Annotated in this window: 13 protein-coding genes and 1 pseudogene; 5 read left to right on the forward strand and 9 right to left on the reverse strand. The window is 70.4% G+C overall.

Features of this window, described 5'->3' with window-relative positions:
- Window positions 1-523: 523 nt before the first annotated feature.
- From ACFYOH_RS38255 to ACFYOH_RS38265, 3 genes and pseudogenes are all read left to right on the forward strand, one after another.
- Entirely contained in the window at window positions 524-751 is a 228-nt protein-coding gene (locus ACFYOH_RS38255; protein WP_388635502.1) for a hypothetical protein, read from the forward strand.
- Window positions 752-928: 177 nt separating this feature from the next.
- Window positions 929-2,674, forward strand: coding sequence for a TIGR03767 family metallophosphoesterase (locus tag ACFYOH_RS38260; protein WP_388635504.1), 1,746 nt, complete (start codon window positions 929-931; stop codon window positions 2,672-2,674).
- 44 nt (window positions 2,675-2,718) lie between these two features.
- Window positions 2,719-3,114, forward strand: a pseudogene (locus tag ACFYOH_RS38265) (FtsW/RodA/SpoVE family cell cycle protein); the annotation flags it as partial.
- Window positions 3,115-3,209: 95 nt separating this feature from the next.
- On the opposite strand, the gene ACFYOH_RS38270 reads toward ACFYOH_RS38265, so the two are convergent.
- Window positions 3,210-4,733 carry an LCP family protein gene (locus tag ACFYOH_RS38270; RefSeq protein WP_388635506.1) on the reverse strand — a complete coding sequence of 508 codons (1,524 nt, stop codon included), beginning with the start codon at window positions 4,731-4,733 and terminating at the stop codon, window positions 3,210-3,212.
- 952 nt (window positions 4,734-5,685) lie between these two features.
- Here ACFYOH_RS38270 and ACFYOH_RS38275 point away from each other — a divergent pair.
- On the forward strand, window positions 5,686-5,844 hold the full coding sequence (locus ACFYOH_RS38275; RefSeq protein ID WP_388635508.1) for a hypothetical protein: 159 nt from the start codon (window positions 5,686-5,688) through the stop codon (window positions 5,842-5,844).
- On the opposite strand, the gene ACFYOH_RS38280 is transcribed toward ACFYOH_RS38275, so the two are convergent.
- From ACFYOH_RS38280 to ACFYOH_RS38305, 6 genes are all read right to left on the reverse strand, one after another.
- Window positions 5,831-6,241: an undecaprenyl-diphosphate phosphatase gene (locus ACFYOH_RS38280; protein ID WP_388635510.1), complete on the reverse strand. Its 411-nt coding sequence runs from the start codon at window positions 6,239-6,241 to the stop codon at window positions 5,831-5,833. The two genes, ACFYOH_RS38275 and ACFYOH_RS38280, sit on opposite strands and share 14 nt — an antisense overlap.
- Window positions 6,238-6,480 (reverse strand): hypothetical protein, encoded by a 243-nt coding sequence (locus ACFYOH_RS38285; RefSeq protein WP_388635512.1) that lies wholly within the window; start codon window positions 6,478-6,480, stop codon window positions 6,238-6,240. The genes ACFYOH_RS38280 and ACFYOH_RS38285 overlap by 4 nt, the downstream gene beginning before the upstream one ends.
- A 54-nt stretch (window positions 6,481-6,534) precedes the next feature.
- Window positions 6,535-9,237, reverse strand: a complete 2,703-nt coding sequence (gene mgtA / locus ACFYOH_RS38290; protein ID WP_388635514.1) for a magnesium-translocating P-type ATPase — start codon at window positions 9,235-9,237, stop codon at window positions 6,535-6,537.
- On the reverse strand, window positions 9,230-9,592 hold the full coding sequence (locus tag ACFYOH_RS38295) for an ArsR/SmtB family transcription factor (protein WP_388635516.1): 363 nt from the start codon (window positions 9,590-9,592) through the stop codon (window positions 9,230-9,232). The genes mgtA and ACFYOH_RS38295 overlap by 8 nt, the downstream gene beginning before the upstream one ends.
- Before the next feature lie 156 nt (window positions 9,593-9,748).
- On the reverse strand, window positions 9,749-10,057 hold the full coding sequence (locus ACFYOH_RS38300) for a hypothetical protein (protein WP_388635518.1): 309 nt from the start codon (window positions 10,055-10,057) through the stop codon (window positions 9,749-9,751).
- 47 nt (window positions 10,058-10,104) lie between these two features.
- Window positions 10,105-10,551 (reverse strand): hypothetical protein, encoded by a 447-nt coding sequence (locus ACFYOH_RS38305; RefSeq protein ID WP_388635520.1) that lies wholly within the window; start codon window positions 10,549-10,551, stop codon window positions 10,105-10,107.
- A gap of 368 nt (window positions 10,552-10,919) precedes the next feature.
- Here ACFYOH_RS38305 and ACFYOH_RS38310 point away from each other — a divergent pair, with 368 nt between their 5' ends.
- Window positions 10,920-12,140 carry a glycosyltransferase 87 family protein gene (locus ACFYOH_RS38310; protein WP_388635522.1) on the forward strand — a complete coding sequence of 407 codons (1,221 nt, stop codon included), beginning with the start codon at window positions 10,920-10,922 and terminating at the stop codon, window positions 12,138-12,140.
- A gap of 894 nt (window positions 12,141-13,034) precedes the next feature.
- Here ACFYOH_RS38310 and ACFYOH_RS38315 read toward each other — a convergent pair.
- Both ACFYOH_RS38315 and ACFYOH_RS38320 read right to left on the reverse strand, forming a co-directional pair.
- On the reverse strand, window positions 13,035-14,174 hold the full coding sequence (locus tag ACFYOH_RS38315; protein ID WP_388635524.1) for an alpha/beta hydrolase: 1,140 nt from the start codon (window positions 14,172-14,174) through the stop codon (window positions 13,035-13,037).
- Window positions 14,171-16,344: thioester reductase domain-containing protein (locus ACFYOH_RS38320; protein ID WP_388635526.1), on the reverse strand; the 2,174-nt coding region annotated here is incomplete at its 5' end. The genes ACFYOH_RS38320 and ACFYOH_RS38315, both read right to left, overlap by 4 nt.

Below are 16,344 nucleotides of genomic sequence, written 5' to 3' on the forward strand. Positions count from 1 at the left end.
CCACATACGCGGCGGACTTCAACGACATCACCGTGGGCAACAACACCGCCGAAACCTCGGTCCCGGGCTACTCGGCCACCACAGGGTGGGACCCCATCACCGGACTGGGCACGCCGAACGCGGCGAAGCTCCTACCCGACCTCGTCAGCGCCGTGCACAGCGGCTGACCCACGGAGCAGCAACCGGGCATCCCGACACCAGGATGCCCGGCAGTCGTTGCCACTGCGCCTGCCACAATCGTCATTCAGCCAGTTCACCGCCCTGTCCACGCCTGCGGCATCGTGATCGCTTGTGTTGTTGCGTCTCGCCCACCGGCCCATCACTAACGCCTTCGCCGCGTTGCGCCCGCTGCCGATGAGCGACCGCGCGCACCCCAGGGTGGGACGGGGTCGGGGACGGCGACGTACGCTGCCACTGCTGGCGGTGACGGAGACCGGTCTTGCTTTCCGACAGGACGCCCGGCGCCGCGGCTCCACCCCGGGCTCGGCCACCCGCGGACCGTCAACCTGCGCACAGACGTCGTATGCCGGGCGCCGGATTCGTGTATACCCGCGCCTTCGTCCCGGACCGGCTCACCGCCACCATCACAGCACTCAGCCTCGGCCACCGGGCGCCGACCGCGTCGCCCGTCAATCGATCAAGGAATGCGAACGGCGTACTGCCCGCGTACGGGGTCTTCCTCGACCCGTCCAAGACAGTGCCACTGACACTGACCGCGGCCGCCGCAGTGGTCGTCCTCACCGAGCAGTGACGCGGGGAGAGGCCCTTGGGCTGAGTTCCCCGTCGGCCGATGCAACTCGTTCCCCCTGTTTCCCCCAAGTTTGCATCTGTGCTCTGGACACTTGTCTACCCCTCAGTAAGGTTGCCCCGGCGGACGCGCCCTGCCCTCGGGCGTGACACTCAATTGCCGCCGTGGACAGGGGGATTCATGAGCGGGATGAGCCGTCGCCGGTTCGTGTCGGGAGCATCCGCGGCAGCCGCAGGAGCCGCCCTGTGGCCGCTGCTGACGCCGGGCAGCGCACGTGCTCAGGACCGGGCCCTGGCCGCCACTGCCACGCGTGCGGTGCGAATCGAGGGGACCACGCTGGAACAGGTGGCCACGCCGTCCGGCGACGGGGCGTACAAGCGGCTGACGGCGGGCCCCGGCTGGCCGCTGATGGTGCGCGCCGAACTGGCCGGTGCCGCGTCCGGGCGGGACGACCGGCGGACCGGACTCGCCTCCTTCGTGCAGTTCACCGACCTGCATGTGACGGACACCGAGTCGCCGGTCCGCTTCGAGTACCTGGCGCGGTTCAACGACAGCGCGCACCGCCCGCAGGAGACGCTGACCGTACGCGGTGCCTCGTCACTCGTCGAACGGGTGAACGCCGTGCGCCAAGGCCCGTACACCGGCCTGCCGTTCAGCCTCGTCATGGCCACCGGCGACAACACCGACAACCACGAACGGATCGAGCTCGACTGGTACCTGACGGTCATGAGCGGCGGCCGGATCACCCCGAACAGCGGCAACCTCTCCCGCTACGAAGGCGTGCAGAACTCCGGCAGCGCCCAGTACTGGAACCCCGAGTCGTCCCTCCAGGACGCCTACAAGGCCAAGGGCCTGCCGCAGATCCCCGGTTTCCTGAGCGGCGCCATCCGCCCCTTCGACGCCCCCGGCCTCAGCCTCCCGTGGTACACGACGGTCGGCAACCACGACGACAGCATCGAGGGCAGCCTGCCCGACCTCGGTCTGCTGAACGACCTCTACACCGGCTCCCGCAAGCTGGAGGGCTGCGACGACGCCACCGCGGCCCAGCTGGCGGACGCCGTACTGCACGACCCGGCGGAGGCCGTGCTGCTGCTGAGCAAGCTGCTCACCAGCGGCGGCTCGATCCGCACGGTCACCCCCGACGAGCGGCGCCACCCGTTCACGCCGGCCGAGTTCGCCAGGGCGCACCTGAACCCGGCGTACACCGGAGCCGGCCCCGTGGGCCACGGGTTCACCAACGACTCGGTCAGCAGCGGACACCTCTACTACACCTTCGACCTCGCCGACGGCGTCCTCGGCATCAGCCTCGACACCACCAACCGGGCGGGATTCGCGGACGGTTCGCTCGGCACCGCGCAGCTGAACTGGCTGGAGTCGGTCCTCAAGGCGCGCAGCGGGCATTGGTACGACACCAACGGCAACGTGGTCCGGGGCGGATCCGGCAGCCGCCTCGTCGTCGTCTTCAGCCACCACACCAGCGGCACGATGGGGAACCTGTTGCCCGACCCGTACCACCCCTTCGAAGCCCGCCACAGCGGCGCCGAACTGGTCGCCCTCCTCCAGCGCTTCCCGAACGTGGTGGCCTGGGTCAACGGGCACACCCACACCAACCAGATCATCCCGCACGGCCACACCGTCCCCGAGCGCGCCTTCTGGGAGATCAACACCGCCTCCCACGTCGACTACCCGCATCACGCGAGGGTCATCGAGATCGCCGACAACCAGGACGGCACGCTGTCGCTGTTCACCACGCTCATCGAGTCCGCCGCGCCCTACCGGACCGACTTCGCCGACACCTCCGATCCCGGCCTCGCCGCGCTGTACCGGGAACTCGCCTACAACGACCCATACGCCACCCCCGCCACCCGCATCGGCACCGCGGCAGACCACAACACCGAACTGCTCCTGACCAAGCCCGCGACGTAGCCGTAACAGCAGGACGGTCGCCGTGGGGTCGGCTCGGGCCACAGGTGCAGTCCGCCAGGCGCCGTTTCTCCGTCTCGGGCTACGGCCCCGGGCGTCCCAGGTGGACCCGGCTCTTCTCCCGTGACTCTCTGGCCCGCCGACTGGACTGGCCGATACTGCTGGCGGCCCTCACCCTGTCGTTGATCGGCTCACTGCTGGTCTACTCGGCGACCCGCAACCGCAGCGCGATCAACCAGGGCGACCCCCACTACTTCCTCATCCGGCACCTGATGAACCTCGGCATCGGGTTCGTCCTGATGATCGGCACGATCTGGCTGGGCCACCGCGCCCTGCGAAATGCAGTACCGATGCTCTACGGCATCTCGGTCCTCGGGGTGCTGCTGGTGCTCACCCCGCTCGGTGCCACGATCAACGGCAACCGCAACTGGATCGTCCTGGGGACCGTGCACCGGGACTTCCCGGCGCTCAGCGACGCCGCCCGCAGGATGTACGGCCACACGACCGACCAGAACAACACCACCAGGCGGCTGGAGTGCTAAGGCGCTGAGTCCTGTACCTCGGGGCTACGGGCGTACGCCGTGGTGGGGGTGACCCCCCATCTGGTCACGGCCGTGGTGGGTTTGCCGTCGGCGGTCACGCTTATGGTGCGGTCGGTGCTCACATGGACGCATGCCGAGTCGCCGCCGTTGCGCGCCAGCGCACCGGACAGCGCCTTCTGGGTGTCGGCCGGAGCCGAGGAGGGGTGGCTGCCCGTGTAGGTCGTGCCGGTCGTCCAGTCGCTGCCGATCATGAGGACGATCTGATTGCCGTTGCCCTGCTTGACGTGGGAGGTCGGAAGGCCCAGCGCCGAGGCTACGGCCTTGGCCTGAGCGGACTTGCCTTGCGGATAGGTCAGCGTGGTTGTCGTGGCCGGAGTGCTTGCGTTGCCTGCGGTGGAGGCGGAGTTGAATCCGGCGCGGGTCAGTTCCTGGAGGATCGCGCTTGCCCGGCTGGCGGTGCTCGTGCCGTTCTCGACGGCGACGACGACGGCGCTTCTGTCGACAGGCTGCGTCGTGGAGGTCGCCGAGGGGCCGGCCGACTTCTTGCCGGTGGCAGTGGTCAGCGACTGGTCGTCGGCGATGGTCTGGAACAGGGCTGCCGCGCCCGGGCCTTGGACAACATGATCCCGGTTGGCCGGATCGGGGACGTTCTGCATGGTGACGAAGGTGACCCGATTGCTAGGCACCTTGCTGAAGTCCTGGGCGAGGCCGACCAGATCGGAAATGCTGCCCAGCCGCTGGTCCACGGTAAGGGCTTTGGTGGCGGCGTTGGCCAGGTCCAGTACCTTGACCGGGTCGGTGAGCGTTCCTTCGCTCTTCAGCTTCGCCATCGCCGCACCGAGGAAGGCATGCTGGCCGCTGGTGCGGCCGACGTTGTCACTGCCACCGGTGAAGCCGTGCCGGGTACGGAGGAATTCCAGGGCGGCGATGCCCTTGAGGGTGTGCGGGCCCGCCGACAGCTTCAGGTGGGACGACGGGTCGTAGACGTTCTTGTCCACGCAGATGCCCACGCCGCCCACAGCGTCCGATATCGAGACGACGCCGGCGAAGTCCACCTTCATGAAGTGGTCGATCGGTATGTTGGTGAGTTGGTGCACGGCGGCCACCTGGCAGGCCGGACCGTAGGACAGGGCGCTGTTGATCATGTCGGTGCGGGCGCCGACGCTCTGGCCGGTCTCCTTGTCGGTGCAGGGCGGCAGGCTGGTGACCAGGTCGCGCGGAATGCTCATCACCGTGGCATTGGAGCGGTCGGCGGATATGTGCATCACCATCTCCACGTCGGCCCGCTCACCGCCGCCCGACTCGCAGGCGCCTCCCAGCTTGCAGTCCGCCGCGCCGCTACGGCTGTCCGAGCCCATCAGCAAGACGTTGATCGGGGTACGGCCGAAGGCGTCGGGCTTCTCAGTGCCGCCCTTGCCGTCGAGGGAGACGCTGTGGATGTTGCCGTTCAGGTGTTCGTAGAACCACCAGCCCGCGCCCGCAGCGACCAGGACGAGCCCGGACAGGGTGATCGCGGCCATCTTCAGCGCTCGCCTGCCGCGTCCCGTCGGCCGCGACCGGGTATTGCCCCGTGACCGGGAGGCCGCCCGGGCTGCGGCGCGCCCGCTCGGCGGGCGCGTGCCCTCCGCCTCGGCCGCACGCTGTCCCGGACGGCGGGCAGCACGGCCACGCGTGGCCTGACCGCCTCGGCCCTCCCAGGGCTCGCTCATCTCCCACTCCCATGAACGGTCGGGCCCGTCAGGCCGGGCCGTCGGGGGTACGGCCGGGCATACGCGGCGATGTACGAACAGGCGAAGCCGGGCTCCACCATACTTGCGTGATTGCGCAATCTAACAAAGCTGCGGCCCGAGTAGCACAGCCCCTGACACATTTCACAGGTGAGGGATCGCGTGGGAAGGCGGGTGAACACCCCCCTGCACTCAGCCAGTTCCGGCCGACCTCAATGATCGTTCCTTTCGTATCTCGCGATTATCCACGCGGCGCCACGTTCCGCCAAAGCCCTTCGCCGTCCCCGGCGTGGGCGTGCACAGCAAGGCGTGCCCGGGGGACCCGTTCGGGGGCGATCAGTCCACGGTGACGGTGTTGGACTCGCCGGCGATGTCACCGGCCAGTTCCTCGGCGAACTCGCCGCCCTGTTGGCGCATCTGCTCCACGGCTTACGGCAGCCGGAGGGTGTCCGGCAGCAGCAGAGGTGTGCGCGACGGCGCCGGCGGTCGCGTCGGCGAGCCGTTCGGCGGGCAGCGCCATCAGTTCGCAGACCGCGGTCACTGTGACGGTTCTCGGTGTGGCTGGTCTGGGTCGGATCCATCCGAAGCTGAACGGGGACATCAACACCTTCGGCGCGGGACGGCCTGTCCAAGAGCATTTACGCCGACCACCAGCACGCGACAGCGGTATCGATCCCGGGTGACACGCTGGTCACCGTCCAGCCCTGCCAACTGCCCGACAGCAGTTGGACAAAGACCCAGACCAATGCCCTGGTCTTCCAAGCACCAGCAGGCGTTCGTCTCCAGCCCCCTGAAGCAGATCAACCTGAAGGACGTCGACCTGCAGCACACCACGACCGTCATCCAGTACGGCACAGACGGGTCGGCCCTCAACACTCATCGACCGGCAGTCAGCCAAGGGTGAAGTAGGCCAGGCTGCCGAGCCCGGCGACGGTGCAGTAAATGGCGAACGGGATGAGGGTGCGGTTCTCGAAGTACCTGACCAGGTAGCGCGTCGCGAGGTAGGCCGCCACGAAGGCGGCCAGGCTGCCCGCCAGCAGCGGGCCGCGCAGTCCGTTGCCCTCGGGGCCGAGCAGCGGGGGCAGCTTGAGGAGCGCGGCTCCGCCGATGACCGGTGTGGCGATCCCAACGGCGGCCTGCGAAGTCCCGGCCCTTCTTGACCTCGTCGAAGGCGGCGCGGTGCAGTTGGCGATGCCGAAGACCGCATCCGGCTTGTACTTCTGCCAGGCCCGCTCGAAGGACGGGTCATGTGGCTTGTACGCCTCGTCGTAGAGGATCGCCATCACCCACTGGGCGCTCACACCGACCTGACGGGCCCGGATCGGACCGAGGCGGCGTAGCCGGCGGGGTCGTACGACGCCGGCAACACGGACGGGGCGGCGGAGCCGGCCGACGTGCTCGATGGGGGGACAGACGCCTTCCCCTGGGGTGGCGGATCGCCCTGCGGGGTGTCGGCCGCGCGCACGATGACGTACCCGACCAGGGCGAAGACCAGCACGAGCAGCCACTGAGGGCGCTTCGGAGCCCGGGACTCTGTCATGTCGCGCCCTTCTCGTGCCCTGCCTTCGGCCGACAACCTTGTACAGCGGGGAGATCAAGACGGGCGTGAGCCGGCGCCGGGCACCGGCGATCGCCTGAGTCGCCCCACCGGAGCTAGGCCGCTGCCGTCACGACGCTCGAAGCGTGCCCTGGCCGCCAGCAGACCTGCGGCGTAGAGGATCAGGACAGCGGTGAGCAGCAGGTAGTACACGGCCGACAGGGCGGTCAGGCCGAGCATGGGGCCCAGCGGTGAGGGGGGAAGCGCCAGGCCGATGACGGCCAGTGCCAGCGCGGCCCAGGCGACCGGGCCCGGTCTGCGGAATTCGGCCGTACGGCGGCCGGCGCGCAGCAGCACCATCACCAGGGCCTGGGTGATCAGGTTCTCCGTGAACCACCCGGAGTGGAACACCGCTTCGTCCTCCCCTGTCCTCTGCCCGTGGATCGCGAGGGCGAGGACACCGAAGGTGGCCAGGTCGGCGACGGCGTTGAGCACGCCGAAGCCGATGATGAAGCGCAGCAGGTCCCGTGGGTCCAGAACGGCCGGCCGGCGCAGGGCGGCGGGGGCGGGCCGGTCGTGGGCGAACGTGAGCTGGGCGGCGTCGAAGCACAGGTTCTGCAGCAGGACCTGGGCCGGGAGCATCGGCAGGAAGGGCAGCAGCAGACCGGCGGAGAGCATCGCGAGGACGTTGCCCAGGTTGGACGACAGCGTGATGCGCAGGTAGGTGACGATGTTGCCGCCCGCGTGTCGGCCCGCGGCGACGGCGTGCGCGATCGCGGTGAGGTCCTTCTCAGCCAGCACCACGTCCGCGCCTTCACGGGCCACGTCGGCAGCATTGCGTGGGGCGATCCCGACGTCGGCGGCGCGCAGCGCCGGCAGGTCGTTGACCCCGTCGCCGAGGAAGCCGACGGTGTGTCCGGCGGTGCGCAGCGCCTCGGTGATCCGGGCTTTGTGCTCCGGGGTGCAGCGCGCGAAAACGGTCGTACGGGCAGCGACCTCGGTGAGTTCGGCGTCCGTGAGGAGGTCGACGGCGTCGGCGGTGAGCACGGCGTCATCGGTCACCACAATGCCCAGGTCGAGGCAGGCGCGGGCCGCCGTCCCCGGATGGTCGCCGGTGAGGACCTTGACGGTGACACCCCGGTCGGTGAGGACCTTCAGAGCGTCGGCGGCGGTGGGCGCGAGTGCGTCCCGCAGGGTGAGCAGGCCCCGGAAGGTCAGGCCGCGTGCATGGGTCAGCGTGTAGTCGCGTCGACGGGAGGATCGCTCCGCGGTGGCGACCGCCAGGACGCGCACCCCGCTGCCGGCCTGCCGGGTGGCGAGGGCGCGCAGCTGATCACGTTCGTCGTCCGCGAGGGCACAGCGGTCCAGTACGGCCTCGACGTCTCCCTTGACGACCAGCGTGTGCATCCCGAGCCGGCCGGGGGTGCGTACGACTGCCACGGCGAGCCGGCGGTCCGGGGCGAAGGGCACGGCCGCGACCCCGTCGTACGCCGTGAGCGTGTCCTCGTCGACCGCGTCCAGGATCGCCTCGTCGAGGGCGTCGGGTTCGGGAAAGTCGGCGAGTTGGAGGGTCCACCACGCGTTGACGGCGGCCCAGTGCAGCACCTCGGGGTCGTCCCGGCCGTCCAGGCCAACAGCACGGTCGGCGACGGGCCGGTCCTGGGTGAGGGTGCCGGTCTTGTCCAGGCACAGAACGTCGACGGCGCCGACATCGTGCAGGGCCGGCAGGCGCTTGACGATCACCCCGTGCGTGCGAGCGAGCAGCGAGGCGCCGCGTGCCAGACAGAGGGTGACGAGGACCGGCAGCATCTCCGGGGTCAGTCCGACCGCGACCGCCACGGCGAACGGCAGTGTCTCCAGGCCGCGGTCGCGCAGCGCCGCGTTCGCCATCAGCACCAGCGGCGGGGTGAGCAACATGAACCGGATCAGGATCCAGGAGATGCCATGGACCGAACGGTCGAAGGCGCTCGCCTCCGCTCGGCCGACCCTGCGCTCGTGCGCCGCCGCGAACCGGGTGTGCGCGCCGGTCGCGGTGATGACCGCGGTGGCACTGCCGGAGGCCACGCTGCTGCCCTGGAAACAGAGCTGCGGCTGCTCGAACAGCCCGCCGCAGGCCGGGTGAGGCAGATCGTCGGCAGACTTGGCGACCGGCGCGGATTCACCGGTCAGCGCGGCCTGATGCACGGTCAGGCCACTGGCCCGCAACAGGCGTACGTCCGCCGGCACCAGGTCGCCCGGCCCCAGCCGGATCACATCTCCTGGCACCAGCTCGGCCACGGGCACCTCACGGGTCGCCGGGGCTGCCTCCTCGTCGGCCCGCCGAAGCACGGTGGCGGTCGTGGCGACCAGCTCGCGCAGCGCGGCCGTGGACCGGTCGGCCCTGTGCTCCCCGGAGGCCCGCAGGACGCAGCTCACCACAACGAGCAGAAGGATCACCGAGGCGGTGCTCCAGGCGAAGACGGCCGCCGAAACCAGTCCGAGGCAGGCCAGCACCGCAGTGAACGGGTCCCGCAGGCTTCTCAGGAACAGCCGCGGCCAGGAGGCCGCGCGCCAGGCCGGGCCGGTGCTCTCCCCCAACCGGGCCAGCCGCTCCTCGGCCTGCGCTTCGGTCAGACCGCGCGGCCCGCTGTCCAGCCGGCGCAACGTCTCCAGCACGGTCGGCGCAGACAGTCCCGGCGAGACCTCTTCCTCGGGTGCGCTTACGGCCGACGGGCCAGGCGGCTCGGCGTCCTGCCCCGGGGCCGCGGTGGTCTCAGCCACCGATCCCGCGCAGCTCGCGCACCGGCGCGAGGGCGTGTTGCGAACGTGCCGTCAACTGTCCGACCATCACCCGCACCACGGTGACGACGTCCGGGTCATCGACGTAGTAGACCTGCCGCCGCCCCTCGCGGCGGGAGTTCACCAGCCCGGCGAGCTTCAGCTTGGCCAGATGCTGGCTGACGGCGGGCAGTGCTCCGCCGACCCGGTCGGCGAGATGCGTGACGTCGCTCTCACCCTGTGACAGCGCCCACATCAGATGCAGCCGGGCTGCGGAGGCGAGCAGCCCGAACGCGGCGGCCGCCTGGGCGAGAACCTCGGCGGACGGATCCTCGACACCACCGACGTTCCCCGTCACAGTCCTCTCCCGTCCCGCCCACTACACAGCCGACACCCATGTGCCCGCCCAGTGTAGGCGGCCGAATGCCCCGCGTCCCCGCGCCGAGGAGGCAGGACGGTCAGTCCTCGTAGTAGTTGTTGACCACCACGTCCGGCTCGTCGTCGAACGCCTCGTTCAGCAGCGCGCCGCCGATGAGACCCGCCGCACCGGCACCGATGAGCGCGCCCGCGCCGAAGCGCCGGCCTCCACCCTGCTGCTGGTCATGACGGTCGTGATGGTCCGGATACGGCTGTCCGAACGCAGTTTCGCCTGGATGCGGTCGATCTCGGCGTGGTCGATCTGATCGAGCAGCCGGCCCGCCTCGGCCCACGCGGCCTCGGAGATGTCCCTGGCACTGGTGTGCAGTTGGATGCCGTACCGGAGCGTCCGGCCGTGCGAGGAGCCGCCGAAGACGGCGCCGACCAGCAACCCACGGCTGTGCACAAGCCCAACACCGCGACTCCTGCGCACGCGCATCCTCGGCGGCCTCATCATTTCCGTCCAGGAGACACGTTCTGGATGTCGCGTGCGGGGCGGAACTCAGGCTGGGGCAATGGGCACTTGTGCCACAGGATTTCCGAGTGGATCTCGCCACTGAGAACTGCGGTAAGGAAACGGGTCACTGTCATGTAGTACCGTTCCCAGTCCTCTCCGGACTCGTCATTGATCATGATGGTACGGCTGTCGGGGTCGTCGCCGGGTGGCACGAGCCAGTACAGGTACTCTCCGTTGTCCGTGGTTGCCCAGCAGATCAGACGAGCGCTGTCGTCCTCCAGTTCGGCGGGTTTGTCCTCGTACCGCCACAGCCACTCGTTCCCCTCGTCACGCTCTGCGGAGGTCTCGAGCTGGTCATAGACATCGTTGGGGCAGCCGGGGGTCTGCTCTGGTGCGGTGGGCCGGGGCAGGAGCTCGGTGAGCCGGTTCAGCCCGGGGTTCATCGGCAGGCTGTTCCTTTCTTCAGCGCTTGCGATTCCAGATGGTGAGCATGTTCGTTCGGGATCCGATGTCCTCACCGGATACGCGCTCACCGCACGGCAGGTCGCGCCGGCCGCCGTATGGGCCGCATCCGCCACGGTTCCAGTCGGCACCGGCAACGGGCCGCGCTGTGCCGGGTGGCAGCGTGGTCAGTCGCCTGCAGTCGTTCACAGGGTGGTGCAACAAGATGGCGCGCTATGTTCATCATGTTGTCACCTTCATGCGAACCGGCACCGGAAGTGTGACCCGTGCAAGGCGGTTGACGGAGAGGCCCTGAAACGTGACGGTGTGCTGGCGTGGAACGGTGACCGCGGGTCGCGCAAAGACATGGATGCCGGTGCTGGCCTGGGCGGTGACGCGAACCGCACTGCTGCTGACGCTCTTCGGCGCCCTGCGCTTCCCCGGTGACGACGTCCGCCCCGACGTGGTCGTCATCTACCACGGCTGGTACGAACGGCTGCTGACCGGCAGCTTTCCGGTCGGCGACGTCACCTGGCAGTACCCGCCCGCCGCAGCGGCGGTCTTCCTCGCTCCGGCACTGCTGCCGTTCCTGACGTACTCCCACGCCTTCTACCTGCTCGCCTGCGCCGCCGACGCGACGGTCCTGGCGATGCTGCTGCGGGCCGGGCGGGCCCACGGCCGGGACCTGGCCGGCGCCTGGCTGTGGGTCGCCGGGGTCGCCGTGCTCGGCCCACTGGCCCTGGCCCGCTATGACGTGGTGGTCACCGCCCTCGCGGTCGCCGCCCTGCTGGCCGCCGCACGGCATCCCCGGGTGGCGGGCGCGCTGGCCGGGATCGGCGCACTGGTCAAGGTCTGGCCCATACTCGTGCTCGCCGGCGCGCGACGGGGTCTCACGACCCGCCGCGCCTGGGGGGCGGCGTTGGTCACCACCGTCGGCGTCAGCGCCGCGTTCCTGGCTTTCACCCGGGGACCGTTCGCGTTCCTCACCGAGCAGCGTCAGCGCGGCGTCGAGATCGAGTCGCTGGGCGCACTGCCGTTTCATGTCCTGCGCTGGCTCGGTCTGTGGCACGGCACCTCCCGGCTGCACTACGGGTCGTTCGAGTTCCTGGGCCCGTATGTGCCCACCGCGGCCCGGATCGCGCTGGCCGGCGCGGTGCTGGCCTTCTGCTGGTTGGTCTGGTGGCGGGTACGCGCCCGCACTTTCAGCGACGTCGTGCTCTACGACGCTGCGTTCGCCGCGGTGCTGGTCTTCGTCACCACCAGCCGGGTGATCAGTCCGCAGTACCTGATCTGGCTGCTCGGCCTCGGCGCGCTCTGCCTGACCAGCCGCTCCACAGTCCAGCGCCGGCCCGTGCTGCTCATCCTGGTCGCGTGCTTCTTCACGGTGCTCGAATTCCCCATCGGCTTCGGCCCGGTCGTGCGGAGCAATCTGCCGGGCATAGTCGTACTGCTGATCCGCGACGGGCTGCTTCTGGTGGCAACGGTCTCGTCCTGCCGCCGGCTCTGGCGCAGTACGGCCTCCCGGCCGGAAGCGACGCCTGACGACGCGGCGTCCTCGGACGCGGACTACGCGGTGGCACATACGGGTTGAGCCACCCTGGAGCCAGGGGCGTGAGCCCCCGCCCCGTCGCACCACCTTGTGCGCGGTCCGCGATCCCGGCCAGCGCCGGCCCCGCGTCGCGATCCCGTGCTCATGGCGGAACGCCACCGCGGGCTGCCCATCGTCGACGCCCTGAGCGCCACCTGGGGCTGGACCGACGACCTCAGGATCACCGGGAAGTCGGCATGGGCCCGCCCCTCACTCCCCGGAGCCTGGACCCGCCGCTTGCAGGATCTGCCGTACTCGCTTCGGGAATTACGCCGTCGTCGACACATCTTGGGCCGTACGGGCTGGCAATCGCCGGAGAGATGGGGCGCGAGGGTGCGATCCAGGAGTTCTCCAGAAAGACCCGGCCGAGGAGCTTTCCCCTTTGACCTGGAGCACCAGTTCGGAAGATCGCGTAACCGGTTCTGGCCTGACCTGGCGAGGCGTGGCCAGCGTATCCACAAACTCGAACCCGACCCAGCCGCCGCACCCGTCGTGCAGCGGATCTTCCCGCATGCAGCACAACAGCGCCCGACGGTTCCGCGGGATCAGGGTGTTGCGTGGGCATGCCCGCGCTGAGAGGCCGCTTGCGGTCGACGGCGGTGCGGGTGGCGTAGCCGTCGACCTCGTGCGGCCATGCGGCGTCGCCACAGGTGAAAGCCATGAGCATGGTGGCCTGGTTGTCCGCGGGGATGCCCGGGGGCGTCGGTGGGTCGGCGAACACCTGCTTGAGAACAGCGCGCACGCCGCCCGCCGCCGATGTGACTCGGGCCGCGATACCAAGATGGGGTCGCAGGCCATGTCGTACGTCGTTGCGCACCGTCGGCGGCGAGCTGCGGCATGTGGTGCTTCCGTGGTGTGGTCACCGGCGGGTTCGGTGGGCGGCCGACCAGCCGTCCGTCACCGCCGTGCGCCGAGAAAATCGAGGATGTGACCGAAGACGTCCAGGGCGGCGCCCCGGCCGAGGAATGTGTCCAGGTGGCCGTAACCGGGGATCTCGGTGTAGGACACGTCCAACTGGGGCTGGCGGTCGGCGAGTACGTCGTGGCAGAGCCGCTGGGAGTCCAGCCACAGCCCGTTGTCGCTGCCGGCGAGCAGCAGCACGGGGGTGTCGATACGGCCGGCCGCGTCCAGCGCGTTGGGCGGCAGGTCACGGTAGCGGTGGTCGGTTTCGTGCCAGCGGACCACGCTGCGGGCCAGCTCGATGCGGCGCAGGTGGGGCAGGATCCACAGCGGCGCGGGGCCGAGGAGGTCGGCGAGGCGGTCGTGGGTGGCCTCGGACAGGTTCTCGTGCACGAAGAGCGAGGCGCCCGTGCCCCAGGCGGAATTGTGCAGGATCTGGCAGGTCGGGTCCGGGCAGCTCGCCCTCCGTGACGCCAGTGCGAACAACGGGGTGTACTTCGACCACAGGCCCACCTTGCGGAAGTCGACCGGGATGTGGTCCATCCGCGTCTTCAGCAGCTCCCCCGCCAGCGACATCCGCAGCGATGTCCGGCCGGCGAGCTTCGGCGTCAGGAACACACCCTGGGACACCACGCCGGCGAGGCCCGGCACCAGTCCCGCCGCCATGCTCAGGGACAGCGTGAGCGAGCCGATGCAGTGGGCGACCACGAACAGCGGGCGGTCGCCCGTGCGCTCGCGGACGTGTTTGACGGCCGCGGGAATGTCGTACAGGGCCACGTCGTCGTACGTGTACCTCTGGCCGGTCTCGTTGTACGGCAGCCGGCAGCTGCCCCGCCAGTCCAGCAGCCAGGGCTCGTAGCCGTCGTCGAGGAGGACGTCGACCAGGTTGCGGGTCTCCGGCAGCAGGAACATGTCGGCGGACGCGGTGTGTCCGTGCAGGAGCAGCACGGCGGGGCGGTCCGCGGCGCCGGTGTGGATACGGGTCAGGCCGAGGCGGACGCCGTCGTCCGCCCGGAAGGGGATCTCCTCGACGCGGGCCGGGTCGAGGCGGTGGTGGAGCGGGCGCAGGGCCGCGGGGGTCCTGACCCGGCGCAGCGCCGGCCGGCCGGCGCGGGAGGTGGTCGTCCTGAGGATCATCGGTGGTGCTCCGTGACGGTCGGGGTGCGGCGCAGGTCGAGCAGGTCCGCGGCGGCGCGGGCGAAGGGGCCGAGCAGGCCGCGGCCCATCTCCAGGCCGAACCAGGTGAGCCAGGTCAGCTTGGCGGCCCGCTTCTCCTGGCTGGTCAGACGCGGGTCGACCTTGATGCCGTCGATCTGGTCGCGGACGTAGGATTCCGCGGGCACGACGACCTCGCCCGCCAGGCTCGCCGGTTCTTCCTCGCGGCCGATCCGTACGGTCAGTGCGCGGGTCTGCCGCCACAGGTCGCGGCGGGCCCGGGCGTACTTGTGGCCCTCCAGCCACCAGTGGCCGCCGTCGGCGTCGCGCAACCGCAGCCGGTAGCGCAGGAGTTGGTGCCTGAGTCCGTGCTGCAGCGGGATCCCCTCCTCGGGGCGGATCCAGACGTCGCCGCGCTCGACGGTCAGCGGCTCGGGATGTACGGCGGTGCAGACGACCTTGCCGGTCACGTCCACCCGACGCTCCTTCACCAGCTGGTACATGCTCGCGATGGAGAGGGTGAGCGCCATGGAGCAGGGGCTGTCGGCGGGGCCGCCGACCGGTCCCACGCTGCCCTCCGTCGTCTCCGGGAACCACAGGTAGGGCTGGTCGTCCTTGTGTGGCAGGCGGGCGAGGCCGTCCTGGGCGAGCCGCTCGAAGGTCCTCAGCTGGGCCTGCGCGTCGTAGCGGGCCGCGGGCGGCAGCCCGAGAGCCTCGACCAGGGCGGCGGTGCGTGCGCCTTCGGCCGCCGGGCCCTTCAGGGTCGCCTCGCACAGCTTGAGGGCGGTGGGGCTCTGCAACACCCTGCAGAGGAAGGCGAGTTCGGGGACCGGTTCGGCCTCCAGGCGGCCCAGGGCGTCGGTGCGCCACTCGTCCCAGTCCTGGACGCGCACGTGCATGCCGCCCAGTGCCATGTCACGGACGACGTCGTCGAGGGTGTTGGGCACGCCGGTGAGGTTGTAGTCGTAGCCCCAGGCGTCGGGCTCGCAGATCGCGGCGGCGGCGACCCGGCTCACCCAGTCCACCGGGGCCGCGTTCAGGCAGCGGAAGGCGGGTACGGTGCGGAAGCGGCCGAAGGCCGAGATCAGGCCGCTGCTGAGGTCCTGGGGGTTGTAGGCGCCGGTCTTCGTGTGGCCGCCGATGCCGCCGGGGCGCAGCGCGGTGACGACCAGGCCGTGGTCGCGGGCGCGGCGCAGGGCGACCTCGGCGGCCCACTTCGACTGGTCGTAGCCGGAGACGAGCCGGTCGACGTGGGCGAGTGGGTCGTCCTCGCCCATGGAGGGGATGCCGACCTCGTTGAAGACGGCGATCGAGGAGATGTGGTGCAGCGGCTTGGGCCGCCCGGTGGCCGCGAGTTCGGCGAGGGTGAGCGCGCCGAGGACGTTGCTCGCCCGCAGCGACTGGTAGCCGCGCAGGAAGTCCACGGCCGCGGCCACGCCCACGACGCTGTCCAGTTCGTGGGCGAGCGTGTGCCACAGTTCGTCGGACAGGCCGAGCCGCGGCCGCCGTATGTCGCCGGGCAGCACGGTCACCCGGCGCCGCACCTCCGAGGACCAGGGCAACCGGTAGCTCTTCAGCGCCTCGCCGAGCCGGGCGACGGCTGCCTCCTCGTCGGCCGCGCGCACCAGGCAGTGGACATGCGCGTCACTGTGCCGCAGCAGGTCGAGCAGCATGTGACTGCCGAGGAAGCCGGTGGCGCCGGTCAGCAGGATCCGGCGGGGCGGCAGCGACTCGGGCACGTCGGCGAAGGGCAGGCGGTCGGCGAGGCTCAGATCGGCGAGGATCTGCTCCAGGTCCTCGCGGCGGGCCCTGGTGTACCGGTCGTCGCCACTGCCGACAGGGGGGCGAAGTGCCGGTGAGGTGCGCGGAGTCGGGATCGGAAGGGTGCGCGGGGCGAGGGCCGGAAGAGCGCTGGCTGGGGAGAGCGGCAGTGTGCCAGGGGCCGGATCCGCGACAGCACCCGCGCCGGAGGCGGGCCGCGCACCGGCGGCCGGAACCGGCAGAGTGCCCTGGGCGGTGGGCGCCGGGGTGCCTGCGTGCACGGTCGGCGGGGTGTCTGCGTGCACGGTCGGCGGGGTGCCTGCGTGCACGGTCGGCGGGGTGCCTGCGTGCACGGTCGGCGGGGTGCCTGCGTGCACGGTCGGCGGGGTGC

Origin of the sequence: Streptomyces sp. NPDC007856 (assembly GCF_042868225.1) — a bacterium.
GTDB lineage: Bacteria > Actinomycetota > Actinomycetes > Streptomycetales > Streptomycetaceae > Streptomyces.